Origin of the sequence: Chelativorans multitrophicus, from assembly GCF_011317445.1 — a bacterium.
Lineage (GTDB): Bacteria > Pseudomonadota > Alphaproteobacteria > Rhizobiales > Rhizobiaceae > Chelativorans > Chelativorans multitrophicus.
This window is the reverse complement of the sequence record NZ_JAAAPL010000009.1, coordinates 40,483-67,301: the sequence shown is the minus strand read 5'-3', so window position 1 is coordinate 67,301 and position 26,819 is coordinate 40,483. Positions and strand designations below refer to the sequence as shown.

Sequence of the window (26,819 nt, the reverse complement as noted above, 5' to 3'; positions counted from 1 at the left end):
GGCCGATGTCGGCCCCCGGCCCCACGGATGACAGCACCTGTGCCTTGGAGAAAACCTCGGCATCCGGGCCGATTCCGACCTCGAGGTACTGGCTCCACAGGTTCTCCGACTGCAGGGCGCGCTTGACCTCCGCAGCTTCGGGGGAGCCCGGGCGGATGTTGCGCAGGCTGTCGCCGATGATGCCGCCGACCCGGGCGCGGATCGCCGCGGCCCGACTCGGGTCACCGGCCGCCTGTTCCTCGATCACGCGCTCGACCATCGAGCGGGCGAAGGTTACACCGCAGGCCTTGATCACCTGCAGGTCGCAAGGCGCAAGGAAATGCATGCTGCCGGGCGTGACAGCTGCAGCCTCGAGCGTTTCCAGATCGCCGATCGCCTCGCCCGGCGCGCTGCGCAGGTATGCGGCGGGATCGTCCATCTCGCAGATGTCGCGGACAGTCGGCGCGCTGGACGAGGTAATGTCCACCACATCGCCGCCGCGGATCGTCACGACCGACGGTCCGGCCAGGTCAGGCCGCCAGACCCTGCCGACGAAAAGCCCCTCTCTGGGAATGATATGCATCTCGTTCGCCCCTTTGTCGCTCCGGCCGGCGGCCGATCAGTGGTTATGGCGCGGCGGCGTCTTCGCCGTGCCGCGATACGCAGTAGCCCCCTCTATGACCGCGCCCTCCGAAAGCTGCGTGACGGTGCGGCGATAGAGCTCTTCCCATGGTGTCTGCGATTTCGGCGTCGTCAAGGCAAGGGTCCGGCGCCTCTGCGCGAGTTCGTCGTCAGAGAGCAGCACGTCACAGCGGCCGTTCTCGACGTCGATCCGCAGCCGGTCGCCGGTCTGCAGCAGCGCCAGCCCGCCGCCGACCGCGCTTTCGGGCGATACATGCAGGATAGACGGGCTGTCCGAGGTGCCGGATTGCCGCCCGTCGCCAATGGTCGGCAGGCTTTTAATGCCACGTTTCAGCAGCGCGTCGGGGGGTTGCATGTTCACTACCTCGGCCGAGCCGGGCCAGCCCACCGGCCCGGCGCCGCGGATCACCAGGATGGTCGTTTCGTCGATGCCGAGCGCCGGATCGTTAATTCGGGCGTGGTAGTCTTCGGAGCTTTCGAAGACAGCGATGCGCCCCTCGAACACGCCGCCCCGCATGAAGCGCTCGGCGAAATCGGCGGTGATCACGCTTGTCTTCATGATCGCGAAGTCGAACAGGTTGCCCGAGAGCACGAGGAACCCGCCCCGTGCCAGAATCGGTGCGTCATAGGCGCGGATCACCTCGCGGTCTGTCACCGTCCGCCCGTCCAGCACCTCGGACAGTGTCGCGCCGTTTACTGTCGCGACCGTGCCGTCCAACCGATCATGGGCCAGCAACTCCGCCATCACAGCGGGGACGCCGCCGGCGCGATGGAACCGTTCGCCCAGGAAACGGCCGGCCGGCTGCATGTCGACCAGCAGCGGCACATCATACGCCGCGGCCCAGTCCAGCGCCGTCAGCTCGCAACCCGCATGTTTAGCGATCGCGGTGAGATGTGGCTGTACGTTGGTCGATCCGCCAAGCGCCGAATTGACCGTGATCGCGTTCAGGAAGGCCGGGCGAGTCAGGATGTGTGAGGGTTTCACGTCTTCCAGCACCAGTTCCACTGCGCGGCGGCCAGTTCGATAAGCCATCTGCCCGCGCTCGCGATAGGCGGCCGGGATAGCGGCGCAGCCGGTCAGGGACATCCCCAGCGCCTCTGCCATCGCGTTCATGGTCGAGGCGGTGCCCATCGTATTGCAATGACCGACGGAGGGCGCGGAATTGACCGCCATCTCCATGAATTCCTTGCGATCGATCTGGCCGGCGGCATAGCGGCGGCGTGCCTTCCAGATCACCGTGCCTGAGCCGGCCAGCTCGCCCTCATGCCAGCCGTCGAGCATCGGCCCGCCCGACAGCACAATGGCCGGCAGGTCGACCGTGACCGCCGCCATCAGCGCAGCAGGCGTTGTCTTGTCGCAACCTGTGGTCAGCACCACGCCGTCAAACGGATAGCCGTTCAGGATCTCGACCAGCCCGAGATACGCCAGGTTCCGATCCAGCGCCGCGGTGGGCCGGCGGCAGTTCTCGAAGAGAGGATGCATCGGAAATTCGATTGGAATCCCGCCGGCATCACGGATGCCGGCGGCCGCCCGCCGGGCCAACTCTAGATGGACGCGGTTGCAGGGAGCCAGATCGCTGCCGCTCTGGGCAATGCCGACGATCGGGCGACCGGCGAGCAGCTCTTCGGGGGTCAGGCCGAAATTCATGAAGCGCTCCAGATAGAGCGCCGTCATGTCCAGGTGATCGGGATTGTCGAACCAGTCTTGCGATCTCAGCCGCCGGGTCTCCTTCGTCATGCCGGCTCCTATGCCGATGCCGCCAAGCGGCGGGCTGCTTTTTGCGATCGAATGGAAAGTTCCATGACGGTGAAGATATGCTCTTGCCCGACGGCCGTTTCCGTCCGGTTGCGCACGTCCTCGCAGAACAGCGCGTAATAGTCTTCCGTCGGAAACTCGGCGCAGTCAATATGCTCGCAGCGGTCGCTGTTGACCAGGAACAGGTGGTTAGTGCCCGGCCGGCCGGCGACATCGACGAACTTGCGTAGCTCGATCTGGCCGGTCGTGCCCATGATGGTAATTCGCCCGTCGCCCGGATTGAGCGGCAGCGCCCCCGGGGTGCACCAGTCGACCCGCGCATAGCCGCGCAACCCGGGAGCGCCGAAGAGGGCCTCGCCGAAATCCTCGAACCCTGGGTGGTCGGGCACGTTGACGTTCCCGACGGTTGCGCTGTCCACCGTTACTTCGCCCGCGCCGGTGAGATAGATGAAATTGTCGAACTGGTGCGGCATCAGATCGACGAGAATCCCGCCGGTGCGCGCGGGATCGAAAAACCATTCGGGTCGCGGGTTGAGGTAAAGCCGCTGCGGCCCCAGCGCGTTGTAGTGCACTACCCGTCCGATTGCGCCTTCTTCTATCAGCGCGCGCGCCTTGGCCACCGACGGAATGCGGAACCGTTCGGAAAAGAAGACCGACCAGATGCGCCCGGTCTCAGCTACGGTGCGGCGAATGCGCTCGAGCTGCTCCAGAGTATTGCAGCCAGGCTTGTCGGACATGACGTCCTTTCCGCTCTGCATCGCCTCGATGGCCAGATCGGCGCGGTCCGCAACCTCAGCAGCGATCACAACAACGTCTATCGACGGATCGTCCAGCAGCGTGCGGCGGTCGTCGGCGCGCCGCACATCCGGCAGCAACGCGCGGAAATCGTCAAGCGTGTTCGGGTGTCCGGCGGTCCACCAGCCCGCGATCTGCGCGCCGGCGGTCAGCAACCCCTGAGTGAGCATCAGGGCATGACGATGGTCGATGCCGAGCACGGCAAATTTCACTGCGTCTGTCATGTCTGTTCTTTCGTTATCAGGAATGGCCGTCAACCGGCGGCCGGACGGGCAATCTTCTGCGCCTCGAGCGCCAGTTCGGTCACTTTGAAGGCGTGCTCCTGCGGCATAGCGGTCTCGGTCCGGTCGCGCAGGTCCGCCGCGAGACGGTCGAAATAGCGCAGTTTCACGCCGGAGCAGTCGATATGCTCGCAGCTCGATCCGTTGACGAGGAAGAGGTGGTCCTTGCCGGGACGGCCTGCGATGTCAACGTATTTGCGCAGCTCGATGTAACCCTCGGTACCCAAGATAGTCAGCCGCCCGTCGCCCCAGGTCGGCAGCCCGTCCGGAGTGAACCAGTCGACCCGGATATAGCCGTGGCCGCGGTCGCTGCGCAGCAGCACCTCGCCGAAATCCTCGAACTGCGGGTAGTCGGGATTGGCCATGTTGCCGGCGGTGGCCGCGACGATCTCGGCATCGGTCGAGCCGGTGAAGACCAAGAACTGATCGATCTGGTGCGAGGCGATGTCACAAAGGATGCCACCATATACCGCCTTGTCGAAGAACCAGTCCGGCCGTAGCGGCGCGTTCATCCGGTGCGGCCCCAGCCCGACGGTCTGCAGCACCCGGCCAATTGCGCCCTGCTGAACTAAGTCCAGCGCCTGTTGCGCGGCGGCGACCTGGAAGCGCTCGGAGAAGTTGACTGACCAGATGCGGCCGGTTTCGGCCGCCGTTCGGCGCAGCGTGGCCAGGTCGTCCGCGGTAGTGCAGCCCGGCTTATCGGTCATCACGTCCTTGCCGTTCCGCATTGCCTCAATGGCAATGACGGCACGCTGGTCAAATCGCGCGGCGGTCAGGATCAGGTCGACCTCCGGGTCCTCGATTAGGCTCTGCCGGTGGGTTACCCGCTCCAGCTCGGGGAAGCGCTTCTGGAACCCCGCCAGCGGCTCGGGGTCGCCCTCGCTCCACCAGCCCTTGCAGCGCCCCCCGGCGGCGATCATGCCGCCGGTCATCTCGTAGATATGCCGGTGGTCGATGCCGATAATCGCGAAGGTGAAGCTGTGTTCCGCCATGTCTTTTCCCGTATCAATGTGGGTTCAGTAGGACTTGCCGGCCCTCGCTAGCCGAGGCGAGAAGCGCGTCGATCAGCCGGTGGACCTGTAGTGCGCTTTCGCCCGAGACAACGGGGGCCCTGCCCCCGGCGATGGCGCGGGCGAAGTCCTCGATGGCTGAGCGATGCCATTCATGGGTGAATGCCATCGGATCGACGCCGCCGCCCGAGCCGCCCGCCGTCCCGATTATCTCGGTGCGGCTGTCGTGGTGCCGGACGACCAGCTCGCCGCCCTCCAAGCAAGCCGACGCGCGTTCGAAATCGACGACGATGTACTCGTTCCTGCCCGGAAAGGCTGCCGTGGTGGCGGTCAGGGAGCCGACGGCGCCGCCGGGCCAACGCAACGCCCCAGCGACAAAATCCTCGGCTTCCATCCGGTGCAGGCCGGTAGTCGCCGCCATCGCCGTCACCGCCTCGGGAAGGCCCAGCAGCCAGATCATCAGATCCAGCGTGTGGATCGCTTGGCTGATCAGCACCCCGCCGCCGTCGCGCGCATAGGTGCCGCGGCCCGGCACGTCGTAATAAGACTGGTCGCGCCACCAGGGAACCGATACCCGCACCGCGCAGACCGCGCCAAGGCTGCCGCCGTCGATCAGCCCCTTCAGCGCTTGCGATGCCTCGCGGAAACGGTGCTGAAAAGTGACGCCCAGGGTGACGCCGGCGGCGCAGCACATCTCGACGATTCGGCCGGCGGCGGCGCTGTCGCGTTCGATCGGCTTCTCCAACAGAACGTGCTTGCCGGCGTTAAAAGCAGCCTCGACGATCTCCATCCGCGCATTGGGCGGGGTCAGCACCAGGATGGCATCTACGTCGTCCCGGCGGATGAGTTCCTCAACGCTTTCCGCCGCCGGAAAGCCGAACACCCCGGCGAAGTCCGCCCGCCGCCGCGGATCGCGGGCGAAGACCCCCCGCACGGCGATCAAGTCGCAAAGATCCTGCAACGCCCGCGCATGTGTCGCCGCGACCATGCCGAGCCCGACCACGCCCAGACCGAGTTTTGTGGCATCCTGCATTACACCGGCCTTTCCATACTGCCCACACCCGAAAGGTCCAGCTCATGAGCGCGGTGGCAGCGCACCTGTCGCCCCTCTGCCGTCCGCTCCAGCCGCGGCACCTCGGTGCGGCAGCGGTCCTGCGCGTAGGCGCAGCGCGGGTGAAACGGGCAGCCGGGCGGCGGCTTGATCGGACTGCCGACCTCGCCCCTCAACAGCACCCGCGCGCTGCGCTTGCGCGGGTTGGGTATCGGCACCGCCGAAAGCAGCGCCTCGGTGTAGGGATGCAGCGGCCTGTCGAAGAGAGCGCAAGTGTCAGCCAGCTCGACGATGCTACCCAGATACATCACCGCGACCTGATCGCTGATATGCTTCACCACGCTCAGGTCGTGCGCCACGAAGAGATAGGTCAGCGCCAGCTCGTCCTGCAGGTCTAGAAGCAGATTTAGCACCTGCGCCTGAACCGAGACGTCGAGGGCCGAGACCGGCTCGTCTAGCACCATCAGGCTGGGATTGAGCGCCAGCGCCCGGGCGATGCCGATCCGCTGCCGCTGGCCGCCCGAGAAGGCGTGCGGGAAGCGCTGCATGAACTGCGCTGGCAGCCCTACGCGGCGCATCAGCTCAGCCACCCGGTCGACCCGGTCTTGACGCTTATCGATACCGTTGACCAGCAGCGGCTCGCCGATGATGTCGGCTACGGTCATCCGCGGATTGAGCGACGAGAACGGATCCTGGAAAACCATCTGTATCTCGCTTCGCAGCGGCTTCATCTGGGCGCGGGAGAGCCCGGCGATGTCGACCACTTCACCGCTCTGGCGGCGGAACCGGATCGAGCCGCCGGTCACGTCAAGCGCGCGCATCACCGCGCGCGAGGTCGTCGACTTTCCACAGCCGCTTTCGCCCACCAGCGACAGCGTCTTGCCGCGCGGGATGGCGAAGCTGACATCCTCGACCGCGCGCACATTGGCCACCACGCGGCGGCTCAGTCCAGCATGGATTGGAAAGTATTTCCGCAGCCCCTCGACATCGAGCAGCGCGTCGTCGGACGGGTCGGATATCGTATCAACCATGATCGGCCCCGGGATAGAGGAAACAACTAGCCCTCTGATCCGGCCCGACCTCGGTCAGCCTCGGCTGGGACCGCTCGCAGGTGCCCGGCATGAAGCGCGCGCATCTGGGATGAAACGGGCAGCCCTCGGGCCGGTGCAGCGGGTGCGGCACCGAACCGGCCAGCGCCGGCAGCCGCGTCTTCGGCTCGGAATGCACGTTGGGTACCGAACGCAGCAGCGCCTCCGTATAGGGGTGCTTCGGACTGAAGAAGATCTGGTCGACCGGGCCCTGCTCGACCACGCGGCCCAGGTACATGATGATGACGTAGTCGCACATCTCGGCGATCACCCCGATATCGTGGGTGATCAATGCGACTGCCATGCCGGTCTCCTCCTGGATCGAGCGCAGCAGCTCGAGGATCTGCGCCTGCGTCGTCACGTCGAGTGCGGTGGTCGGCTCGTCGGCGATCAGCAGCCGCGGCTGGCCAGCAAGCGCGATCGCGATCATCGCCCGCTGCCGTAGGCCGCCGCTGAGCTGGGCGGCATAGCTGTCGATGCGCTGCTCGGGCTGCGGAATACCCACTTGGCGCAGCATGTCTATTGCGCGCTCGCGAACCGCCGACTCGTGCAGATGGGTATGCAAGCGGATCGCCTCCATCAGCTGGCTGCCGATCGTGTGCACCGGGCTGAGCGAGGACATCGGCTCCTGAAACACCAGGCCGATCTCGCCACCGCGGATGTCTCGCAGTGCCCGGCTATTCGCTGGCAGCGCGGCGATGTCGGTGACGCCGCCGCCCCCCTCGCGGCGCAGCAGGATCTTCCCGCTAACGATCCGCCCCGGCGGATCAACGATGCGCAGGATCGAAAGCGAGGTGACGCTCTTGCCGCAGCCGCTTTCGCCGACGATCCCCACGGTCTGTCCGGGGCAAACGTCGAAGCTGACGCCGTCGACGGCCTTCGTCACCCCTTCATCCTGGAAGAAATGGGTCCGCAGGTCACGCACCGACAGAACTGGTGCGCCATTCATCTGCTTCGGGCCACGGGCCGTTTCCGTAATTTCAAAATGTTTCACCGTTAGCTCTTCAACCATAGGGGTCCGCCGCGTCCCTCATCCCGTCGCCCATGAAGTTGAAGGCCAGGATGATCACGATGACCGGGATCGCCGGGATCAGCAGCCAGGGCGAGATCGCGATTGCCTGCACATTCTGCGCCTGCTGCAGCAGCACGCCCCAGCTGACCGCTGGCGGCCGCATGCCGAGGCCGAGGAAGCTCAGCGACGTCTCGCTGATTATCATCGCCGGGAAGGCCAGCGTGACCGCGGCGATGATGTGGCTCATGAAGGCGGGCAGCATGTGGCGGGCGATGATGCGCGCGCGGCTGCAGCCGGCCAGTTCGGCCGCCATCACGAAATCCTCCTCGCGCAACGCCAGGAAGCGACCGCGGACAACCCGTGCCAGCTCGGTCCAGCCGAGCAGCGAGATAATGACGGTGATCGCAAGATAGACCTGCACGACGGTCCAGTCGCGCGGCATCGCCGCTGCTAGCCCCATCCAGAGCGGGATCGTGGGGATGGATTTCAGAACTTCGATGCTGCGCTGGATCAGGTTGTCGATCCAGCCGCCGTAGAAGCCCGAGATGCCCCCCAGCAGGATGCCCAGTAGCAAGCTCAGCGTCACCCCAGCCAGGCCGATGGTCAGCGAGGTGCGGGTGCCGATCATCAGCCGCGACCAGATGTCCCTGCCCTGCATGTCGGTCCCGAACAGGAAGATCGTGTCCTCGGCGAGTGCTCCTACCGGCCCGATCAGGTGCCGATTGGTTGGGATCAGGCCGAGGAACTTGTAGGAATATCCCTCGGCGAACAGCCGCAGCGGAACCTTCTTTTCCGGATCGGGCGCGTAGACCCTTTTGAACGTTTGCGGATCGCGTTTGCCGGTCATCCCGAGCACGTGCGGCGCAAACACGCCATCGTCGAAGAAGTGGATCGGCTGCGGCGGCAGCAGCGCCTGATAGGCCTCGGACGCGTTTGGGTCGGAATAGGCCAGAAAATCGGCAAAGATCACGACGAGGTAGAAGAACGCCACCACAAAGGTGCCCGCCATCGCGAGCTTGTGCTTGCGGAACCGCCACCACATGAGCTGCCATTGCGAGGCGACGAGGACCTTGGACTCAGTCGCGCTGCCGTCCCCGACCGTTTCGATATAGGTGGCGGTCATGAACGTCCCTCCAGACGGATTCTCGGGTCGATCCACAGCAGCAGCATGTCGGACAGGAACGTGCCGATGACGGTCATGATGCCCAGCAGCAGCACGATGGCACCTGCCAGGAACATGTCCTGCGCCAGCAGCGCCCGCAGAAGCAGGGGCCCGACGGTCGGCAGGCCCAGCACCAGCGAGACGATGATGCTGCCCGAGACGATATAGGGGAACAGGTAGGCCAGGATGCTGACGAAGGGGTTCAGTGCCACCCGCACGGGGTATTTCAGGATCACTCTGCGCTCGTCCAGCCCGCGGGCGCGCGCGGTCTTTACGTAGGGCCGGTGCAATTCGTCCAGCAGATTGGCGCGCATGACGCGGATCATCTCGGCAGTCCCCGCCGTTCCCAGAACGATTGCCGGAAGTGGCAGGTGCTTGATCAGGTCCCAGACCCGGGCGAGCGACCACGGCGCGTCAACATAGGCCGGCGAGAACAAGCCGCCGATATTGATGCCGAAGAACTTGTAGCCGAAGTACATCAACGCAAGCGCCAGCAGGAAGTTCGGCACCGCCAGTCCGATGAAGCCGACGATCGTGAAGGCGTAATCGGCGACCGAATAGCGGCGAACAGCCGAATAGATGCCGATCGGCAGCGCCAGAGCCCATGTCAGCAGGATCGCCGCGACCGCGACCGCCATGGTCAGCCACAGCCGCTCGCCGATCAGCTCGGAAACCGGACGGCGCCATTCCATCGACATGCCGAAATCGCCGTGCAGCACGCTGGCGATCCAGCGCAGATATTGGACCAGGAAGGACTGATCCAAGCCGTATTGCTCGCGCAGCGCAAGCACCTCGGCATCGGACAGCGACGTGCCATCCGCGGCAAGCTGGGCGATGTAAGTCGTGATGTAGTCCCCCGGCGGCAGCTGGATGATCGCGAAGGACAGGACCGAGATGGCTACCATCGTGACGATAGCCATGAACAATCGTCGGACCAGATAAGATACCATTCCAGTTCAGCCCTCCCGGCGCACCTCTCAGCGTTGGGTCAGTTCGACCGAAATCCCGTCGGGATCGAGGCAGAAGGCGACCCGCTTCAGTATCTCGGGATTGTAGGCGTCGCGCGGCGGCTCGGTGAAGGTGACCCCGGCGGCGACGAGCCGTTCGTAGGTGGCGTCCAGGTCGTCGACGGTCAGCGTAAAGTGGCGGATCCCCGCCTCGCTCCGCGGCATCTCGCGCGCCGGGCTCTGCACCGCGCCCTTAGGCCGAACGATTTCGAGCATGCCGCCGCCGGCATCCAGGAACGCAACCTCGCCGCCGGTATGGGTCGGCTTGCGCAGGACCTCCTTCAGCCCTAGCAGCCCGCAATAGAACTCGATGGTCTTGTTCATATCGCTGCAAGTCAGGCCCACATGCTCGAAATTCATCAGCACTGGCGATGCTCCTTCCCGGCTAGCTGTTCAGCACGACGGTCTTGCCGGACCGCGCGGATTCATAGATCGCCAGCACCAGCTCCATTGACGCGCGGGACTCGGCTGGCTTAACCAGCGTCGGGGAGTCGTAGGCGTCGTCGCGCACCCAGCGGGCCATGTCCTCGAAAACGTTCGCTGCCGGCGGCTGCACCTCGCGCGGCAACTCGGGGTCACCCTCTATCGCCATCATCGTGATCGTCTCGTCCTCGATCCGTGCGCTACCCAGATCACCGTTCACCTCGATCCGGCGCATGGTGCCGCCGCCATAGCGTGTCGGCGGCTTCTCGTTGCGGAAGGTCGTGGTGCCGACAACTATGCCAATGGCGCCGCTGGTGAATTTCACCATCGCCGTCGCGGTATCCTCGCTTTCGATGTTGGCCATGTAGGTACCCATGAAGGCGGTCACGCTTTCAACCTTGCCGAACATCCACTGCATCTGGTCCAGGGTGTGGATCGTCTGGTTGACTACGGTGCCGCCGCCCGAGACTTCCCACTTCGACCGCCAGCCGCCGTCAAGTTCGTAGTACCATTGCGGGCGGTAGAGCTTCTCGCTGAATTCGCCAAGGATCATCTTGCCCAGCTTGCCTGAAGTCACCGCCTGGTGCAGCGCGTAATTGCCCGGCAGGTAGCGCACCACGTATTCGGTGGCGAGCTTCAGCCCCGCCGCGTCATAGGCGGCGATGATCTCGTCCACGCGCTTGAGATTGATCTCAAGCGGCTTGGTAGCGACCATGTGCTTGCCCGCCTTTGCCGCGGCCAGCGCGATGTCCAGGTGCGCGCCCGAAGGGGTGTAGAGGCCCACCACGTCGATGTCGTCGCGCGCCAGCAGGTCATTGTAATCGGTGTGCCAGTCGACGCCGTGCTTCTCACCCACCTCGCGGGCCTTTTCCTCGGACCGGGCGCTGACGGCGACGAGCTCCGTCTCCGCGCAGGATTCGATCATTGGGATGCGGCCCGCGCCGAACCCCAGACCGATAATTCCAAACCGTACCGGCGCCGTTTTGCTTGTCATTCAGTCCCACCTATTCCTTTATCTGCCGTCACGTTGCGATACCGCCCCGGTCCGAAGCGTGTGTGATAGATACTCGTCCGCGCCCGGATCAGCTTTTCCAGAAGAAGGTCTCCGGGATTGACCCGCCGGGGGTCCGAACCAGGGTTGAGTTGAACTGCCTCGCCGGCGAGTTGCCCAGTTTTTTGTTCGACACGCGGACTCCCATCAGCGCGGGCGACTGCCCGACAACGCCGATGGCGACGACATCGTCCACCAGATAGGACCAGATCTCCTTGCCCAGCTTGGCCCGCTCCTCGTCGGTCACGCCGGCGCCCTTGCGGTATTTTGCCATCGCTTCCTGCATCCTCTCCGGCGGCTCGATGCCCTTTTCGCCATTGCTGTCATACCACAGACCGAAGAGCGGGTTCTGCGAAGCCGGCGAGGTCGAGACCGGCAGCGCGTGAATCGCAAGGAACAGCGCCTCGGTCGTATCGTTTGACCACGCCCAAAGCTGCTGCTCGTTGCCCGAAACCCGGTTGAAGCCCAACCCGCGCTCGACCTCGTCCACCCGGACGTCGATGCCGATGTCGCGCCATTGGTTGACAATTACCTCGGCAATCTGGGTGAAGGGAAGGAACATGCCGGTCATGGTCATCAGTTCCAGCCGCAGCCGCCCCTTGCCGTCGGTGCGCATCCGAAAACCTTCGCTGTCACGCTCGGTCAGGCCGAGCTCGTCGAGGATTTGGTTCGCCTGGGCGGGGTCGTATTCGTGCCAGCGGGTCTTGTACTCGTCACCCGGATAATAGGCGTTCTCCGGTTCCGGGATCGGCGAGCCTGGCACGCCGACGCCCAGCCAGAAGGTCTCGTTCAGCTGGTCGCGCTCGATGCCCAGGGATAAAGCGCGGCGGAACTCGACGCTTTTCAGCCACTTGGCGATCTCGGGATCCTTGTCTTCGGGGAAGGTCAGGTTGGGTCGGATAATGAAGTCCCCACCATAGGAGCCGGGGTCGAGCTTGACGTCATAACCCGCCTGATCGGCGTTCTCCAGCAGCACCGGCAGCTTGCCCATGTCAATGTGGCGCGATTGGTAGTCGTATTCCCCCGCCACGGCGCGCAGGTTCAGAACCTCAAGGTTCTCGGCCAGCGACATCACGACCTCGTCGATATAGGGCAGCTGGTTGCCCTCGGTATCGACGTAAATGCTGTAGGGGTTGCGCTTCAGTCGCCAGGTGGGCGTGTTGGCCAGCGTCTCCGGGATCCACGCGGTGACCGCCGGGACGTCCAGGTTGATTGCCCAATCGATCCTGTTCAGGAACAATCCCTTCCAGTTATCGAAGCCGGCCTCCTCGACCATCTTGTCCAGTTCCGCCTGATCGACATAGGCTGGATGGAACTGCGTCAGATAATGCTTCGGCGCGAAGCCGCCCTGCGCCCGCCGGCCGTACTGCGCCGGCCCATACCCCATGACACCAGCACCTGCCAAGAGTTTCAGTAGCAGCGGATAGGGATCGGGGCAGACATAACGAATGGTGAAGTCATCCACCTTCTCCATCGTGATCGGCTTGCCGTTGATCGCCATATGCGCATGCGGCGACGGCGTCAAATCCTCGTTCTGGTACATGTCTTCGTACCAGAACATGAAGTCGTCCGCGGTCAGCGGTTCGCCGTCGCTCCACTTCATGCCGCGGCGCAGATATAGCGTCAGAACGCGCTGATCGTCGGACCATTCCCAGTCTCGCGCGACGTTCGGCACCACCTCATTGTTGGCATAGTCCATCGCCAGCACGGTATCGTGGCCACCAATGCGAACGCCGTTCCATTCGTCGGACGGACCCGTGAAGCCGCGGCGCAGGATGCCGCCAAAGGTGCCGATCTCGTTCAGCGGCTCAATGACCAACGGGTCCTCGCCGATCCGCTCGGCCACGGCGGGAAGCGCACCGCTGGATACTTGTTCGGCAAGTTGCGGTGCCTCCTGAAAACTCGTCGGGAAGCGCGACTCGTCGCGCACCACTTTGGGGCCTTCCAGCTTTCCAATCAGCGACGGACCCGGTCGCTCCTCCTGCGCGAAGGCGCTGGTTACGGACAGAAGCTGCCCCATGGCGGCAGCCGGGATTGCCCCGGTCGTAGTGCGAAGAAACCCGCGCCGCGTCATATTCAATAAGCGTGTCATGTTCTCCTCCCTGACCCGCCAATTGGTATGGTAGTATGATACTAGCTGTCAACTCTCTTCTCGCCCAGCGACGATTTCCGCTGCCGCGCCGCCCTTGGGGCGCACTCCATGCCGGACGCCATCTGGGCGGTCAGCAGGTCTCCCCCAGACTTGTCCCGGGCTAACGAGACGCGCGCGGTTTTGGCGCCATCTATGCACTTTTCGACACGTTATCAGCGGTTCGCTTGCGCTCGTCTCCTTGGCCTTCACCTGACCGGATCAAGTCCGGCCTTTTCCTCAACGCTCACAGCAGCTTGAGGCGCTTTGAAGCCGGCTCCGAGGGAGCCCCACCCCCATTTCCTGTGCAGCATAGCTGCTTGGGAAGTGCCTAAATCATACCCCCTCTTCGCGCCTTGAGCAGGATCATCGGCGCATCAAGTCGATGACTAGCGCAGTAACCATCCTTTCCGGCATCGAGATGATCCATTATGATGCGAAGCGACAGGCGAGGTACGCCTGCCCCCTGCTTCGCCGATGGATAGGTTCGGATGTGGGTTGCGCCTCGCGCCCATCAGGGGGGACATCGGTGTTCTTTCAGCTGGTGGTTACAGTGTCCTGGCCGGCGATGTCACTTTAACTTCCATCCGGGCATGCCGAAGCGTTCATTAACAGTTCATACGCCAATACGAGAGCGGCCGTTGTTGTAGCATTCATCTATTTTTGCGGGGCCGACGAGGGACTGAACGACGGTAGTGCGCGATGCATCGAGCTGCGCACGCGCAAGGGAAGCATTTGCGATTTCCCACAGATTGCCAGACGTCGTTGGGGCCGTCTGTTCCTGCGGTTCATCGCGAATCTGCCCTTCTGTGCGATCTTCCCTGAAACAACAACAGCAGAGCTTTCCAGATCCGCCTTCTTGACATTTCGTTCATAACGAAACAAAACGCATGTGTTGCCCGTGCGGGCCCTGGGAGGTAAGAGATGAATCTTGTAATTAGAACATTGAGCGCTGCCGCGATGTCTCTGGCTGTGGGTGGCCAGGCGATGGCGCAAGACGCTTACGATATCGGCGCCTTGTTTCCACTGAGCGGCCACACGGCTGCCTTCGGAGAGATGTACCGCAGTGCCACCTCATTGGCGGTCGAGCACATTAATGCCGACAAGTTCCTCGACAAACCGCTCACGGTCACGTTCGAGGACAGCCAGGCACAGGCCCAGACTGCAGTCGTCGCTATGAACAAGCTGGTGCGGGTGGCGCAGGTTCCTGTTGTGCTAACCGGATTTTCCGCCGTCTCCAAGGCGATTGCTCCGCTTGGAGAACGCGACGAAGTGCTGGTGATCAACGGAGGAGCCTCCTCTCCCGATCTGGCCGGACTGTCGCCCTATTTCTACAATGTCATTCCGCTCGCGAATGATGAAGTCAAAACCCTTCTCCCCTATCTGGCTGAGGAGATGGGGGCCAGGAAGATCGCGCTCGTCTATGTCGACGACCCGCTTGGTCAGGCCGTCGTGGAAACGCTCGGCGAGGACGCACCGAAGAATGGCATGGAACTGGCCGGCTCGTTCGCGATCTCCAGTTCGACCTCGCAGTTCGCCAGCATCGCCGCCAGGGTGCGGCAGACAGGCGCCGACGCCGTATTCCTGGCCTATTTCGGGCAGCAACTCATCTCGCTGGCCAAGCAACTGCGCGATGCAGGCGTGGAGGTGCCATTTGTCGGAATCTCTACCATAGGTGATCCGAATTTCATTGCAGACCCCGCTGGCGAAGGCACGATCTATGTCAGCCAGAAGACCGACTGGGGCGCTGACGACGCGTTGACGCGGCGTTTCGTCGATGGTTATCGAGAGCAGTTCGGCAAGGAGCCTACCCCCTATGACGCCAACTATTACAACGCTACGATGATCGTGGCGAAGGTCATTGATGAGCTGGAAAGCGATGGCCTTGAGGTCACTGGCAAGGCCATTCGTGACAAGCTCGCCGAAATCAGGTCATTCCGGGTAGTCGGAGGCGAGCTTGAGTTCCATGATGATGGAACGGTGACAGTGCCCAGTCAGATCAACCTTATTGAAAACAGGGCGGTGCGCGTCGTCCAATAGGACAGCGCGTGCGCTACGGATCTCCGATGCTGCTGCTGCAATTGCTACTCGATGGCATCCAGTCCGGTGCCGTCTATGCGCTGATGGCCGTAGGATTTGCGATCGTCTTCGGCATGACGCGCATTTTCCACTACTCTCATGGCGCGACCTATCTAATTGCCGGTTACGGCTTCTACGCGTGCACGAGTGTGTTCGGGTTACCGTGGTATCTCTCCGTGCTGGCGGCCATCGTGCTGTCGGCCGGCTTCGGGGCCCTAGTGCAACTTCTGGTGTATCGTCCCGTCCAGCGCGATGCCGGCTCCTTCTTCACGGTCTTCGTCGCATCGTTCGGCGTCGGTGTGGTGGTGGAAAACCTACTGGCCATGATGTTCGGCAGTGGCTTTCTATCGGTGACTTCGCCACTGTCACGCGCCCAGCCAATCATGGGCCTATACATTTCGCAGCTAGGCATGATCATAGTCGGCACGGCGCCACTGATCTTTCTCGCCCTCAACTACTTCTTCGATCGTACGTCGGTGGGGCTCGCCCTGCGCGGGCTCGCCGACAATCCCGATCTGGTCACCGTCTACGGTCTTTCGGCGAAAAGCCTGTTCCTCATCGCGCTGGTGCTGGGATCGCTGCTGGTGGTGCCGGCAGCGGTCTTCCAGACGATTACCGCAGGTCTGACGCCATCGGCGGGTCACCGCGTGATGCTCATCAGTCTGGCGGCGACGATTATCGGAGGCATTGGCAGCCTGCGGGGAGCCGGGCTTGGCGGTCTTCTGCTCGGCGTGGCGGAAAGCTTGTCCTTCTGGCGCCTGCCGGCGGGGTGGAGCGATGCCGTCACGTTCCTGATCCTGCTCGCCTTCATTCTTTTGCGTCCGTCTGGTCTGCTCGGCCAGAAGGTGAGGGTGTAGGAGGCCGGCATGGTCAACTATTTCGCAAATCTGGTGACTGTGACTGGTATCAGCATGATCCTGGCAATCAGCCTCAATCTGCTGATTGGCTATGCCGGTATCTTCTCAATGGCCCACGCAGCCTTCTACGGCGTCGGCGCCTATGTCGCGGCGCTGCTCGCGCTTCACTACACGGCCGAACTGACGCTTGCGGTTCCCCTGGCCATGGTGACCTGCGCGGCGGCATCGTTGTTGATCTCGCTTCCTGCGCTTCGGGTGCGCGGCGAGTATTTCGTAGCTGCTTCGCTGGGCCTCCAGGTTATTGCGTTCACCGTGTTCGAGCAGTGGCATTCCGTCACCGGCGGCCTTAGCGGACTTATCGGCATCCCCGTCGCGGAGCTTTTCGGATATTCGCTTGCCTCACCACTGGCGTTCATGGGGGTGACCATCGCCCTTGTCGCCCTTGTGGCATTGGCGGTGATATGTCTGCTGCGTACAGCCTTCGGTCGTGATTTGAGGGCAATACGCGACGACGAGACGGCAGCCGCCGCCGCCGGCAAGAACGTCGCGGTCATCAAATCCATCGCCGTGGCGATCTCCTCGGCGCTGTGCGCCGTGGCGGGCGTACTCTACGCTTTCAACATCGCCTTCGTGAACCCGGAAAGCTTCACCCTCAACCTGTCCGTGCTGGTGATGGCCATGGTGATCATTGGCGGAGCGGGCACGATTACGGGGCCGATCATCGGTGCCGCACTTATCCAGTGCCTGCCGGCGGCGCTGAGCTGGCTCCCCCTGCCACCGCAGAACATCGGCTATCTGCAACAGATACTCTACGGCCTGGCGATGGTGCTCCTGATGATCTACCGGCCTGCCGGGCTGATGGGCAAGGCGAGGTCGAAGGGATGAACCCGCGGTCGGGAATCGCCATGCAGCTGATCGACGTCAGCAAGCATTTCGGCGGCATATCCGCTGCCAATCACGTCAACCTGTCCTTGCCATATGGGAAGGTGACCGGCCTGGTCGGCCCGAACGGTGCCGGCAAGACCACCATGTTCAACATCATGACAGGCCACATCCGTCCTGACGAAGGATCTGTCCTGCACAAGGGCGTCGAGCTTCTGACCATGTCCCCGCGTGCGATCGCGCTTCGGGGCGTCGCCCGCTCCTTTCAGGCGTTGCGGCTGTTCTCCCACATGACCGTGCTGGAGAACGTACTGACCGTGATGGAGCGCAGCCCCTGGTCTTTTCTGTCGGGCGGGTCGGAGAAGCGGCTACGCCTCGAGAAGGCGGAGGAAATCCTCAGCCGCGTGGGACTGGCTGGCCTGCGGAATGAGCTTGCCGTCGATATCTCCTATGGCGAGCAGAAATTCCTGTCGCTTGCGCGCATCCTGGCCATGGAGGCGGACGTATGGCTGCTCGACGAGCCGGCATCCGGTCTGGACCTGAGTTCGTATGACAGGTTCTTCGGCATCCTGCGTGAGCGGGTGGAGGCAGGCGTCGCCATCTGCCTCATCGAGCACAATCTCGACATCGTGCGGGGAATCTCCGACGAGATCGCTTTCCTGGATCGCGGCACTGTGCTCGACCAGGGTGAGCCGGAGCGGATTCTCAATGATGCGAAGCTGACCGCCATCTATTTCGGGGAGGCCGTTTGATGTCCGCAGCCCTACCTGAGTGGGAGGTTTCCAATGTCAGCACCGGCTATGCTGACCGGACCGTACTGAGTAATGTCAGCTTTACGCTCGGGCAGGGCCAGACCCTGGCGCTGATCGGGCATAACGGGGCCGGCAAATCGACCTTGCTGAAGCTCCTTTACGGCCTGCTGCCGGCTCGCGAGGGAACCGTGACGTATCAGGGTCTTGCCCTTGCGGGCATGGCGCCTGTCGAGCGGATGCGCCACGGCATCTCCTACATGCCCGAGGGTAAGGGCGTATTTCCGAACATTACGGTGGAAGACAATCTCAAGCTTGGTCTGGCCGCGCTCAAGCTTGGCGATGCCGAACGCAAAGCGCGAATTGAGCGTGTCGTCGAGCCCCTGCCGATCCTGAAGGAGTTCTTCCGGCGAAAGGCCGGCCTGCTCTCGGGAGGGCAGCAGCAGATGCTGTCGCTGGCGCGTACGCTTGCAGCCAATCCGAAAAGCCTGCTGCTCGACGAACCCTCGATCGGCCTTGCCCCGAAACTCTTCCAGGATCTGCTCGGCACGATAAAGGAAGCCCAGAAGAGCCTCAACTTCTCGATCATCCTCGTGGAGCAGAACGTGCAATCCGCCCTGCGGGTTGCGGATCTCGCTCTCGTTCTGAAGGCGGGGACGGTTCTCTATTCCGGGGAACCCGACGCTATCGCCGACCGCAGCAAGCTCATGGAACTTTACTGACCCGCCATGCCGCAGATAACCACCAGAATCGCACATGCCGACAAGGACAGCGTCACGATCCGTGGCTTCGATCTCGCTGCCGATCTGATCGGAGAGCGCAGTTTCACCGACGTGCTCTACCTGCTCATGAAGGGCAGCCTGCCACCGGACGACCATCGGCGGATCCTCGATGCCTGCCTGGTGACCCTGATGGAACATGGCTGGACGCCATCATCCCTGATCGCCCGGCTGATGATCGACAGCGTACCGGACGAGATGCAGGTCGGTATGTCCGCCGGCCTTCTGTCCCTTGGCAACATCTTTGCCGGCACCTCAGAGGCCTGCGCAAAGCTGCTCGTTTCTGGCGAACGGTCCGGCCAGACTCCCGAGGATTACTGCAATGCGCTCGTCGCCGAATACAGGCAGCAGCGCAAGCCGGTGCCCGGCTTCGGTCATCCGCTCCACAAGCCCACCGATCCGCGCGCGACGAAGCTCCTTGTCTTTGCCGACGAACTGGGGGTCAGCGGTCGCTATGTCGATCTCCTGCGTAAGCTCTCCGCAGCAATGGATCGGGCGGCGGGCAAACCAATCACCCTGAATGCGACAGGGGCGATCGCGGCTTTGCTTCTGGAGATCGGTCTGCCTGCGGATGTCATGCGCGGCCTGGCAGTGGTGTCGCGTTCGGGCGGCCTGATCGCTCACATTCAGGAGGAGCGCGAGACGCATTTGGCGCGTGAGATATGGTCTTATGTAGAAAATAACATCCCGTACGAGAAGTAACGATGGCGGCAACGAACACATCAGACGAGGATGAAGCTCTGGTATCGGAGGGGGTCAAGGGCGTCGATTACATCATCCTGGATGACTACCTCCCCTATCGCCTCCTGTATGTTACAGCCCAGGTAACCCAGATGTATGATGAGCGCTATAGACGGGAGCTGGGCATCACGATCCCGGAAAGCCGCGTCATCCATGTGCTCGCCCGTTACTCCAAAATCTCATCGCGCGAGATCTGCCGCATGACGACGCTTGCAAAGTCGCGGGTCAGCGTCGCGCTGCAAAGGCTGGAAGCGGCAGGCATCCTGACTCGTACCACCAACGCAGCCGATCAGAGGCTGATTTCGCTCAAATTTACCAAGAAGGGCAACATCCTGCGCAAGAAGCTCGTCACTCTCGCGCAGGAGATGGAGGCCGACATTATCAGGCAACTGGGCAAGGCACGGGCTCAGGATCTTGTGAAAACACTCGACATGATGCGCGGCTATTTCGAGCACGCTCCGAATGGCAGGCGTGACAAGCAGGGATAATCAGATGAATTTCCAGTTTCCGGAAGAGCTAGACATGCTGCGGCAGACGGTGCGCGGCTATGTGAACGACTATCTGCGGCCGCTCGAGGCCCGGGTGGAGGCGGAGGATCATTTTTCCGATGAGGATTTCCTGCGTCTGCGCCGCGAAGCCGTTGCCCTCGGTCTTTATGCGCATAACCTTCCTGAGAGCGTCGGCGGCGCCGGTCTCAGTATGCTCGGTCAGGTCGTGATCGGCGAGGAGATCGGCAAGACCTCCATGCCGCTCGCCGACGCTATCGGCTTCCTGCCCGCGTCGATGTCGCTTGCCGCCGATCACCAGCGCGACTGGTTCGTCGACCCGGTCGTCTCCGGGGAACTGACGGTCGCCTACGCACTGACCGAGCCGGACGCAGGCTCGGATCTCGGAGGTCTCAAGACGCGCGCTTCCAGAACCGGGGCAGGATGGGTACTGCGTGGCGCCAAACAGTTCATCTCCGGCGCTGACTATGCCGATTTCATCATCGTTCTGGCGGTGACCGATCTAGCAGCTCCGCTTCGCTCACGTTTCACCTTGTTTATCGTGCCACGTTCGAATCCCGGATTCAAATATTCCGGCAATTTCCGCAAGATGGGCTGGCGCGGCTATCAACTCGGTGCATTCTCGCTGGAAGATTGCGAGCTCCCGGAGAGCCATGTCCTCGGCGAGGTCGGCGGCGGCTTCGCGGCGATGATGGCAACGATCAATACGACTCGGATCGAGTATTCCGCCCGCTATGTCGGAATGGCTGACGAACTCCTGCGGCTGGCCCGTAATTATGTGCGGGAGCGGCAGGCCTTCGGGAGCCGGCTCGCAGACCATCAGGCGATCCAGTTCATGCTTGCCGACAGCGACTGCGAAGTGGAAGCGTCGAGGCTTCTGACCTATCGCGCCGCCACGCTTGCCGACGAGGGCGATCCTTCGTTCCGTGTCGCGGGTTCGCGTTCCAAGCTTTACGCCAGCGAGATGGTTGGGCGGGTTGCGGACCGCGTGCTGCAGATCTTCGGGGGAGCCGGTTATATGTGCGATTGGCCGGTCGAGCGCATGTATCGGGACGCCCGCGCGTTTCGTATCGGTGAGGGCACGTCGGAGATGCAGCGCATCCAGATCGCCCGGGCCTTTCTGAGCGAGTGAGAAAGCCGATGCTTGTCGATATCGAACGTCGGGGTCATGTAGCCATCGTCTATCTGAACGACGAAAAACGCAAGAACGCACTCTCGACCGTGCTTGTAACGGATGCGATGGCTGCAATCAGCGAGAGCTGCAAGGGGCCTGATCCGGCGCGAGCGCTGGTCCTGGCCAATCACGGTACGGATTTCTGTGCCGGCGCCGACATACGCGACATGCTCGACACCGGATGGCTTGAGAGTGAGCCGCGTTCACATGGGGAAACGCCCACGCCCGTCGATCTCTTCAAGCTGATCGACGCCGATCCGCGCCCGGTGGTGGCGGCCGTGCGCGGTCTGGTGCTTGGCGGCGGTGTCGAACTGGCAACGGTCTGCGACCTGGTGCTGGCGGCGCCACAGACTACGTTTCGCCTGCCTGAAATCGGTCTCGGAGTCCTCCCCAATACCGCGCTTGCTCGGCTCCCTGCGATCATCGGCCGTCGCCGGACGGCGGAACTGATCCTCAGCCGCCGCGCATGGAGCGCGGAAGAAGCGGAACGCTTCGGTTTCGTGACCGCCATCGCGCCGGAGGAGGAACTGCTCGAACGCGCAGTCGCCCTGGCCGCCGCCATCGTCAAGGGAGCGCCGCCCGCCGCCATCGGCGGTGTGAAGTCGGCCCTTCGGACCGCCGATTGGGACAGCATCGATGGAATTCTCGGCTTGATGAACGGCGCGGAGTGGCGGGAAGGCACCTCTGCCTTCGTACAAAAGCGGAAGCCTGATTACGAAGATTTCTGGAGCAAAGAATGATTGCGGAATACGATATCTACGATCTCCATCAGCATGTGGGTCCGCTGGGCGGCCTTCTTGGCTCCTCCAACTGGTTTCTCGACGGCGATGCCCTGCATGCCGACGTGGAGCAGCGCATCGCCTTCATGGACAAATTCGGTATCCATCAGGCCTCGGTCATGGCCGGAAACGGTTATCCTACGGCGGGTGGAATCGAGGACACCCGACGCGTAAACGATTATATCCGCCGCTACCAGCAGGTGCGGCCAGACCGCATCGCCGCCTGTTATGGCACCGTCAATCCCCTGGAGGGCGTTGCTGCCCTGAAGGAAATCGATCGGTGTCTGGATCGGCTTGGTATGAGCGCAATGATGTGGCACCACCGGTTCATGGGCGTAATCATCGATCATCCCATGATGGATGAGTTCGTCAGCCGGCTAACCGATCACGGCAAGCCGGCCTTCGTTCACATCATCGCCGATTCCAAGCTGGAAAGCCCATGGCGGCTGGAGAAACTTGCCGATCGAAATCCCGATGCGACCTTCGTCGCGCTCGACGCATTCTCCTCGCCCGATCATTCACAGTGGATGCCCTATATTGCCTCGCGCCATCCCAATATCATGTTTGACACCGGCGTGATGGTCTCAGTCGGCCACCTGATCGAAAATTTCATCTCCGTAGCAGGTGCCGACCGGACATTACTGGGCACAAATTTCTATTCGCAACCGCAATTGTTCAACACACCCTTTCCGGTATCGGAGTTCCTCAACTCCGATCTCCCGCCGGATGCGCTCAGAAAGATCCTCGGTGGAAACGCGCGGAAGCTGCTGGGTCTGGCCGATGCTTGATCTTTCGCCTGCCTCGTTCCTGGTTCTGGGCGATGTGATCCGCCACAACGCAAAACGGCACGCCGAAGACATCGCTTACGTCATCGGCGAGAGGAATGTCACCTTTGCGGATCATTACCACCGTGCCAGGCGCCTGGCCGCCGGCCTGCGCGAACTTGGTGTGAAGCACCAGGGGCGCATCGCCATCATGGCGATGAACAGCTACGACCAGATCACGGCTTACTCCGCCTGCGAACTCTCCGGCTTCGTCGCAGCTACCGTGAACTACCGGCTTGCCGCTCCCGAGGTAGAGCAGATATTGCTGGACTGCACGCCCAGCGTCTTCGTCTTCGATGAAGCCTATGTGCCGATGGTGGAGACGATCCGGGCACGCTTGACGAGCGTGCGCCACTTTATCTGCATAGGCAAGGCGCCGGCGTGGGCGACCGAGTTCGACACGCTGATCGAGGGGGCCTCGGACGAAGAGAACCCCTGGCAGGTGGTGCCGCAGGATCTGATTCATATCATCTATACTAGTGGCACGACCGGACGTCCCAAGGGAGTGATGCGGTCGCACTTCGCCGAGATTCACATGGCGGAGATGATGACGACGGAGGTCGGCCTTCTGGCCGACGATATCGTTCAGGTGATGATGCCGCTCTTTCATGTCGGTGCGCGCTGGGTGCAACTCGGTGCGCAGCTTCGTGCGGCGAAGCTCGTCCTGCACCAGAAATTCGATGAAGCCGAGGTCATCGAGACGATCGCCCGGGAGCGCATCACGCTGACCCACATGGCGCCGACCCTGGTGCAGCGGATGCTGCAACATCCGCTGGTCGAAACAGCCGACCTTTCCAGCCTCCGCACGATCTATTATTCCGCAGCGCCGATGCCTCTGCCGACGCTGAAGAAAGGATTGGAACTTTTCGGAAATGTGTTCGTACAGCTCTACGGCATGACCGAGGGAGCGGGCACCACCCTGTCGAAACGGCAGCACAGGCCGGCAGGAATGGAACGCGAGCGGCGATGGCTTTCCTCCGTGGGCCAGGCACCGCATACGATGCAAATTCGCGTCGTGGATTCCGATGGCAACGAAGTGCCGGTTGGCGAGCCCGGCGAGGTCGTCACACGCACGGCCACCCGCATGTCCGGTTACTGGAACAACTCGGCGGCGACGGCCGATGCGATCCGTGAAGGATGGTACTACACCGGCGATATCGGCTATTTCGATGAAGAGGGCTTTCTCTATCTTGTCGACCGAAAGAAGGACATGATCATTTCCGGCGGCGAGAACATCTATTGCCGCGAGGTCGAGGACGCGCTGAATGCACACGAGCTCGTGGCGGAAGTGGCAGTTTTCGGGACCCCTGATCCGGAATGGGGAGAGATTGTGGTCGCAGCCATCGTTCCAAAGCACGGCGCGATTCTTGATGAGGCGACGCTGGAATCACACTGCCGAGAGCTTATTGCAAGCTATAAGAAGCCGAAACGCTACGTCTTCCTAAGTGAGATTCCGAAGCTCAACACCGGCAAGACCAACAAGATCGCGCTTCGCAAGCAGTTTGGATAGTAAGTAGCTCTCGTCGTCTCCAGTCGTGCGTCAGGGGGAATAAGTGCCCCGAGCGCGTGGCGTGGACGTTGTCGACATCCGCGGGAATTTGTGATGCCGCACTGGTCGTGTGCACGCGATGTGTCCGGCCCCTCACGCGATGAAGGACGTGTCAATCAACCATTACATGATGCACGTGCTGGACGATCTCTCCACGTCTGGCGCTGCGCCATGAAGGCGCGGATGGAAGCGGTGATCTCGCGAAAGGTAATGGCTTCGCACAGCATCTCGTAAGCTGTTTTCTCGGCCGGCGGAGGTCTTGGATGCAGTCGTTGATGACGACCACGTCGATGCGGCTCCGGGCGTCGAGGCCAAGTTCGGCGTCAGCAGTCATCATGGATACGCGCTGGCCGGGTGCCGAATGCTGGGCGCCTGCGGCTGAACGCTGGATGATGCCATGCCGGGTCATGGACACTTCTCCCGGTTCGCCGCCGTTGTGTCCGGCGGTCCGCGCGGCGGCCTCCAGAGTTGAACACCTCATGCGTTCGCCGCAGCAGGGGCATGTCGGGCGGAAGTCGTCCGGTTCGCGTTGGAGGTCGTCATCGGGCGGCGGAGCGCGGTTCAGCGGTTCGCGAGCAAGCGCCAGGTTCGTCTTTCGGGAACTGCCAGCGAGCAGGCCGTAGGCGGATGCGAAGGAAAGCCGCGTGGGTAGGCATGAAGCAAGAGGCGGCGGATGAACTTGTCGGTGGCGAGCGTAATGACCTGCTGCCGGTCCGCACCGCTGCAGCGATAATCCTTAGAGCGGAAGGCGACGCCGCTCTCGTCGAAGGTGATCAGGCGACCGTTCGAGATCGCGACCCGGTGGGTGTAACGCGAGAGATAGGCGGTACTGCCTCGGGGCCGGCGAACGGCGTCTTGGCGTAGACCACCCAGCGCTTGCTCCGGACAGGCTTCAGATGGCGCAGGAAGGCCGGCCTGGAAGATATCCAGCGTGGCCCGTCCAGTGCGATGCCGCCACCGGGGACGATCATGTGCACATGCGGATGGTGCGTCATCGCGGGTGTGGAGGACCGCGGTAACGCCGATCCTGGCTCCGAAGTGCTTTGGATCGGCGGCAATCGTCAGCATCGTCTCCGATGCCGCCTTGAACAGCAAGTCGTAGATCGCTGGCCTATTATAGAACGCGATGTCGGCGACCTCTGCCGGCAGCGTGAACACGACGTGGAAGTAGCCGACCGGCAAGCAGGTCGTCTCGCGTAGAAAGCGGTGCTGTTGAGCTTGGCATGCCCGAGCAGGACCTGGACGATCCGGATCTCGGTACCGTCCTCCCCCTCCAGGAGCTTGTTCCGACTTCGAGAACCAGATTGCGCGGCGGCGGCCCTGAAGCCAGTTGTCCAGAATGATCCCCGAAATCTTTCGCCCCTTCCCGCAGCCCGTGCCGTCCCCCAGGAACCATCCACGGCGGAACCGGACCGGGTTCTCGGCGCCTTCAGCGGCGGCCGAGACGATGTCGCAGGTCTCGTCGACCGTCCAGCCGCCAGCATGGTGGCCGGAATGTGTCCCGCCGGGATAGATGACGCTTTCGATCTGGGCGTCCGAGAGCAGGCCGTCATCGATGACGCGTCCGACAGCAGGAGCCGGTACGACGGCTTCGCCGGTGCGACAGCGGCGATCGCGGCCGACTGCACGAAGCGGCGTCGGGTTGGGCTTTACAATGGCCGGCACATCGCCACTGGACTGGATAGCCATCTTTATGTCGCAATAGGGTGGACCGCTGGGATGTTCGTGTCGGAGCCGGTTACCCATCCGGCGCATGCCTTTGCGGTCGGGATCGTCGCACCAAAGGAAGCGCGCGCGGATCCAAAATCGACAAGTCAGTCTATATTGCCTGTAAAATATCCGGGCCAGTCATGGCTCAGCCTGCTCGCGAGCGCAATGGACTGAGAGAGATGGAATGCCATCGCCTCATCCGCACGGTTTGGGTCGCCTGCCTCGATCGCGTCGACAATTGCCTTGTGTTCGGCGAGGATACGATCGATCTTGTCGCCGAGTGGCAGGTGAAGCGCCCGCAGACGATCGATGTGGACGCTCTCGCGACGTATAACCGCAAATGTCCGCAAATATCCCATCGCTTTGAACAAAGTCTCGTGAAATGTCTGGTCGAGGCCAGCGAAGACCGCCAGGTCTTCGGGGCCCGAATTCTGTTCCTGAAGCGCGACAATGCGCCTGAGCATATCGATGAGACCGGGCGGGATGGTCTTCGTCAGCTCGCGAACGATGTTGCGCTCCACCGAGCTTCGCAGGAAATGCGCCTCGCGGGCCAGCGGTAGGTCGATGCGGCTGACGAGGGTGCGCGATTGCGGATAGATTTCCACCAGCCCCTCATCGCGCAGGCGCAGCAGCGCGTCGCGCATTGGAGTCGAGCTGACGCCGTAGCGCGCTTGCAGCTCCGCCCTAGACAGGAGCGTGCCGGGGGGTAGCTGGAGCGAGATGATGCGCTGGCGCAAATCCACATAAGGATCCATGCGGGTGCTGGCGTAGCTATTGTGAGAGGTCGACATGACTTCCAGATAGC

At 62.6% G+C, this 26,819-nt stretch carries 25 protein-coding genes and 3 pseudogenes; 13 read left to right on the top strand and 15 right to left on the bottom strand.

Translation table 11 applies throughout. The features are described from left to right. The 12 genes and pseudogenes from GNP00_RS22165 to GNP00_RS22110 form a co-directional block, all read right to left on the bottom strand. Window positions 1-562: pseudogene (locus tag GNP00_RS22165) on the bottom strand (fumarylacetoacetate hydrolase family protein); the annotation flags it as partial. Between the two features lie 36 nt (window positions 563-598). After that, a complete protein-coding gene (locus GNP00_RS22160; RefSeq protein ID WP_166016309.1) occupies window positions 599-2,359 on the bottom strand; it encodes an IlvD/Edd family dehydratase in 1,761 nt (586 codons plus the stop codon). 8 nt (window positions 2,360-2,367) lie between these two features. Beyond that, window positions 2,368-3,396, bottom strand: a complete 1,029-nt coding sequence (locus GNP00_RS22155; RefSeq protein WP_011578930.1) for a Gfo/Idh/MocA family protein — start codon at window positions 3,394-3,396, stop codon at window positions 2,368-2,370. 29 nt (window positions 3,397-3,425) lie between these two features. Continuing rightward, window positions 3,426-4,445 (bottom strand): Gfo/Idh/MocA family protein, encoded by a 1,020-nt coding sequence (locus tag GNP00_RS22150; RefSeq protein WP_011578929.1) that lies wholly within the window; start codon window positions 4,443-4,445, stop codon window positions 3,426-3,428. A 13-nt stretch (window positions 4,446-4,458) separates the two neighbouring features. Then, entirely contained in the window at window positions 4,459-5,496 is a 1,038-nt protein-coding gene (locus GNP00_RS22145; RefSeq protein WP_011578928.1) for a Gfo/Idh/MocA family protein, read from the bottom strand. Next, window positions 5,496-6,545, bottom strand: a complete 1,050-nt coding sequence (locus tag GNP00_RS22140) for an ABC transporter ATP-binding protein (protein ID WP_011578927.1) — start codon at window positions 6,543-6,545, stop codon at window positions 5,496-5,498. The genes GNP00_RS22145 and GNP00_RS22140 overlap by 1 nt, the downstream gene beginning before the upstream one ends. Then, complete coding sequence (locus tag GNP00_RS22135) at window positions 6,538-7,614, bottom strand: ABC transporter ATP-binding protein (protein ID WP_011578926.1); 1,077 nt, start codon at window positions 7,612-7,614, stop codon at window positions 6,538-6,540. Before GNP00_RS22135 ends, GNP00_RS22140 begins: the two co-directional genes overlap by 8 nt. Continuing rightward, window positions 7,607-8,737, bottom strand: coding sequence for an ABC transporter permease (locus tag GNP00_RS22130; protein ID WP_011578925.1), 1,131 nt, complete (start codon window positions 8,735-8,737; stop codon window positions 7,607-7,609). Before GNP00_RS22130 ends, GNP00_RS22135 begins: the two co-directional genes overlap by 8 nt. Continuing rightward, the gene (locus tag GNP00_RS22125) at window positions 8,734-9,726 is read right to left on the bottom strand and encodes an ABC transporter permease (protein WP_011578924.1); all 993 of its coding nucleotides are present in this window, start codon (window positions 9,724-9,726) and stop codon (window positions 8,734-8,736) included. Before GNP00_RS22125 ends, GNP00_RS22130 begins: the two co-directional genes overlap by 4 nt. A gap of 27 nt (window positions 9,727-9,753) precedes the next feature. Beyond that, window positions 9,754-10,149 (bottom strand): VOC family protein, encoded by a 396-nt coding sequence (locus GNP00_RS22120; protein WP_011578923.1) that lies wholly within the window; start codon window positions 10,147-10,149, stop codon window positions 9,754-9,756. A gap of 19 nt (window positions 10,150-10,168) precedes the next feature. After that, complete coding sequence (locus GNP00_RS22115) at window positions 10,169-11,200, bottom strand: Gfo/Idh/MocA family protein (RefSeq protein ID WP_011578922.1); 1,032 nt, start codon at window positions 11,198-11,200, stop codon at window positions 10,169-10,171. Window positions 11,201-11,288: 88 nt separating this feature from the next. Then, window positions 11,289-13,277 carry an ABC transporter substrate-binding protein gene (locus GNP00_RS22110; RefSeq protein WP_166016307.1) on the bottom strand — a complete coding sequence of 663 codons (1,989 nt, stop codon included), beginning with the start codon at window positions 13,275-13,277 and terminating at the stop codon, window positions 11,289-11,291. A 715-nt stretch (window positions 13,278-13,992) separates the two neighbouring features. Between GNP00_RS22110 and GNP00_RS23925 the strand changes: the two genes are divergently transcribed. The 13 genes from GNP00_RS23925 to GNP00_RS23655 all read left to right on the top strand — a co-directional run bounded on the left by GNP00_RS23925 (window position 13,993) and on the right by GNP00_RS23655 (window position 24,686). Continuing rightward, window positions 13,993-14,262 (top strand): hydantoinase B/oxoprolinase family protein, encoded by a 270-nt coding sequence (locus GNP00_RS23925; RefSeq protein ID WP_157038259.1) that lies wholly within the window; start codon window positions 13,993-13,995, stop codon window positions 14,260-14,262. Window positions 14,263-14,309: 47 nt separating this feature from the next. After that, the gene (locus GNP00_RS22100; protein ID WP_011578920.1) at window positions 14,310-15,425 is read left to right on the top strand and encodes an ABC transporter substrate-binding protein; all 1,116 of its coding nucleotides are present in this window, start codon (window positions 14,310-14,312) and stop codon (window positions 15,423-15,425) included. An 8-nt stretch (window positions 15,426-15,433) separates the two neighbouring features. After that, a complete protein-coding gene (locus GNP00_RS22095) occupies window positions 15,434-16,321 on the top strand; it encodes an ABC transporter permease subunit (RefSeq protein ID WP_011578919.1) in 888 nt (295 codons plus the stop codon). 9 nt (window positions 16,322-16,330) lie between these two features. Further along, window positions 16,331-17,206 carry a branched-chain amino acid ABC transporter permease gene (locus GNP00_RS22090; RefSeq protein ID WP_011578918.1) on the top strand — a complete coding sequence of 292 codons (876 nt, stop codon included), beginning with the start codon at window positions 16,331-16,333 and terminating at the stop codon, window positions 17,204-17,206. A 20-nt stretch (window positions 17,207-17,226) separates the two neighbouring features. After that, on the top strand, window positions 17,227-17,955 hold the full coding sequence (locus tag GNP00_RS22085) for an ABC transporter ATP-binding protein (RefSeq protein ID WP_207621493.1): 729 nt from the start codon (window positions 17,227-17,229) through the stop codon (window positions 17,953-17,955). After that, window positions 17,955-18,674 (top strand): ABC transporter ATP-binding protein, encoded by a 720-nt coding sequence (locus GNP00_RS22080; protein WP_011578916.1) that lies wholly within the window; start codon window positions 17,955-17,957, stop codon window positions 18,672-18,674. Before GNP00_RS22085 ends, GNP00_RS22080 begins: the two co-directional genes overlap by 1 nt. A gap of 6 nt (window positions 18,675-18,680) precedes the next feature. Further along, a complete protein-coding gene (locus GNP00_RS22075; RefSeq protein WP_011578915.1) occupies window positions 18,681-19,433 on the top strand; it encodes a citryl-CoA lyase in 753 nt (250 codons plus the stop codon). A gap of 2 nt (window positions 19,434-19,435) precedes the next feature. Next, window positions 19,436-19,960, top strand: coding sequence for a MarR family winged helix-turn-helix transcriptional regulator (locus GNP00_RS22070; RefSeq protein ID WP_011578914.1), 525 nt, complete (start codon window positions 19,436-19,438; stop codon window positions 19,958-19,960). Between the two features lie 4 nt (window positions 19,961-19,964). Beyond that, entirely contained in the window at window positions 19,965-21,110 is a 1,146-nt protein-coding gene (locus GNP00_RS22065) for an acyl-CoA dehydrogenase family protein (RefSeq protein WP_011578913.1), read from the top strand. Window positions 21,111-21,118: 8 nt separating this feature from the next. After that, complete coding sequence (locus tag GNP00_RS22060) at window positions 21,119-21,892, top strand: enoyl-CoA hydratase/isomerase family protein (protein ID WP_011578912.1); 774 nt, start codon at window positions 21,119-21,121, stop codon at window positions 21,890-21,892. After that, a complete protein-coding gene (locus tag GNP00_RS22055) occupies window positions 21,889-22,719 on the top strand; it encodes an amidohydrolase family protein (RefSeq protein ID WP_011578911.1) in 831 nt (276 codons plus the stop codon). The genes GNP00_RS22060 and GNP00_RS22055 overlap by 4 nt, the downstream gene beginning before the upstream one ends. Beyond that, window positions 22,712-24,265 (top strand): long-chain-fatty-acid--CoA ligase, encoded by a 1,554-nt coding sequence (locus tag GNP00_RS22050; RefSeq protein WP_011578910.1) that lies wholly within the window; start codon window positions 22,712-22,714, stop codon window positions 24,263-24,265. Before GNP00_RS22055 ends, GNP00_RS22050 begins: the two co-directional genes overlap by 8 nt. Before the next feature lie 298 nt (window positions 24,266-24,563). Then, complete coding sequence (locus tag GNP00_RS23655) at window positions 24,564-24,686, top strand: hypothetical protein (RefSeq protein ID WP_281352180.1); 123 nt, start codon at window positions 24,564-24,566, stop codon at window positions 24,684-24,686. Window positions 24,687-24,709: 23 nt separating this feature from the next. Here the strand turns inward: GNP00_RS23655 and GNP00_RS22045 are convergent. From GNP00_RS22045 to GNP00_RS22030, 3 genes and pseudogenes are all read right to left on the bottom strand, one after another. After that, a pseudogene (locus GNP00_RS22045) lies at window positions 24,710-25,528 on the bottom strand (transposase); the annotation flags it as partial. 117 nt (window positions 25,529-25,645) lie between these two features. Further along, window positions 25,646-25,993: pseudogene (locus GNP00_RS22035) on the bottom strand (strawberry notch-like NTP hydrolase domain-containing protein); the annotation flags it as partial. A 125-nt stretch (window positions 25,994-26,118) separates the two neighbouring features. Next, window positions 26,119-26,805 carry a GntR family transcriptional regulator gene (locus GNP00_RS22030; RefSeq protein WP_011578907.1) on the bottom strand — a complete coding sequence of 229 codons (687 nt, stop codon included), beginning with the start codon at window positions 26,803-26,805 and terminating at the stop codon, window positions 26,119-26,121. Window positions 26,806-26,819 lie beyond the last annotated feature (14 nt).

Bases quoted from the DNA above. Each gene is read 5' to 3' on its own strand.
- GNP00_RS22130 (WP_011578925.1), bottom strand. From the start codon at position 8,737: ATGACCGCCACCTATATCGAAACGGTCGGGGACGGCAGCGCGACTGAG.
- GNP00_RS22110 (WP_166016307.1), bottom strand. From the start codon at position 13,277: ATGGGGCAGCTTCTGTCCGTAACCAGCGCCTTCGCGCAGGAGGAGCGA.
- GNP00_RS22140 (WP_011578927.1), bottom strand. From the start codon at position 6,545: ATGGTTGATACGATATCCGACCCGTCCGACGACGCGCTGCTCGATGTC.
- GNP00_RS22050 (WP_011578910.1), top strand. From the start codon at position 22,712: ATGCTTGATCTTTCGCCTGCCTCGTTCCTGGTTCTGGGCGATGTGATC.
- GNP00_RS22070 (WP_011578914.1), top strand. From the start codon at position 19,436: ATGGCGGCAACGAACACATCAGACGAGGATGAAGCTCTGGTATCGGAG.
- GNP00_RS22160 (WP_166016309.1), bottom strand. From the start codon at position 2,359: ATGACGAAGGAGACCCGGCGGCTGAGATCGCAAGACTGGTTCGACAAT.
- GNP00_RS22100 (WP_011578920.1), top strand. From the start codon at position 14,310: ATGAATCTTGTAATTAGAACATTGAGCGCTGCCGCGATGTCTCTGGCT.
- GNP00_RS22150 (WP_011578929.1), bottom strand. From the start codon at position 4,445: ATGGCGGAACACAGCTTCACCTTCGCGATTATCGGCATCGACCACCGG.
- GNP00_RS22065 (WP_011578913.1), top strand. From the start codon at position 19,965: ATGAATTTCCAGTTTCCGGAAGAGCTAGACATGCTGCGGCAGACGGTG.
- GNP00_RS22125 (WP_011578924.1), bottom strand. From the start codon at position 9,726: ATGGTATCTTATCTGGTCCGACGATTGTTCATGGCTATCGTCACGATG.
- GNP00_RS22060 (WP_011578912.1), top strand. From the start codon at position 21,119: ATGCTTGTCGATATCGAACGTCGGGGTCATGTAGCCATCGTCTATCTG.
- GNP00_RS22075 (WP_011578915.1), top strand. From the start codon at position 18,681: ATGCCGCAGATAACCACCAGAATCGCACATGCCGACAAGGACAGCGTC.
- GNP00_RS22030 (WP_011578907.1), bottom strand. From the start codon at position 26,805: ATGTCGACCTCTCACAATAGCTACGCCAGCACCCGCATGGATCCTTAT.
- GNP00_RS22145 (WP_011578928.1), bottom strand. From the start codon at position 5,496: ATGCAGGATGCCACAAAACTCGGTCTGGGCGTGGTCGGGCTCGGCATG.
- GNP00_RS22135 (WP_011578926.1), bottom strand. From the start codon at position 7,614: ATGGTTGAAGAGCTAACGGTGAAACATTTTGAAATTACGGAAACGGCC.
- GNP00_RS22085 (WP_207621493.1), top strand. From the start codon at position 17,227: ATGCAGCTGATCGACGTCAGCAAGCATTTCGGCGGCATATCCGCTGCC.
- GNP00_RS22115 (WP_011578922.1), bottom strand. From the start codon at position 11,200: ATGACAAGCAAAACGGCGCCGGTACGGTTTGGAATTATCGGTCTGGGG.
- GNP00_RS22080 (WP_011578916.1), top strand. From the start codon at position 17,955: ATGTCCGCAGCCCTACCTGAGTGGGAGGTTTCCAATGTCAGCACCGGC.
- GNP00_RS22055 (WP_011578911.1), top strand. From the start codon at position 21,889: ATGATTGCGGAATACGATATCTACGATCTCCATCAGCATGTGGGTCCG.
- GNP00_RS22155 (WP_011578930.1), bottom strand. From the start codon at position 3,396: ATGACAGACGCAGTGAAATTTGCCGTGCTCGGCATCGACCATCGTCAT.
- GNP00_RS22090 (WP_011578918.1), top strand. From the start codon at position 16,331: ATGGTCAACTATTTCGCAAATCTGGTGACTGTGACTGGTATCAGCATG.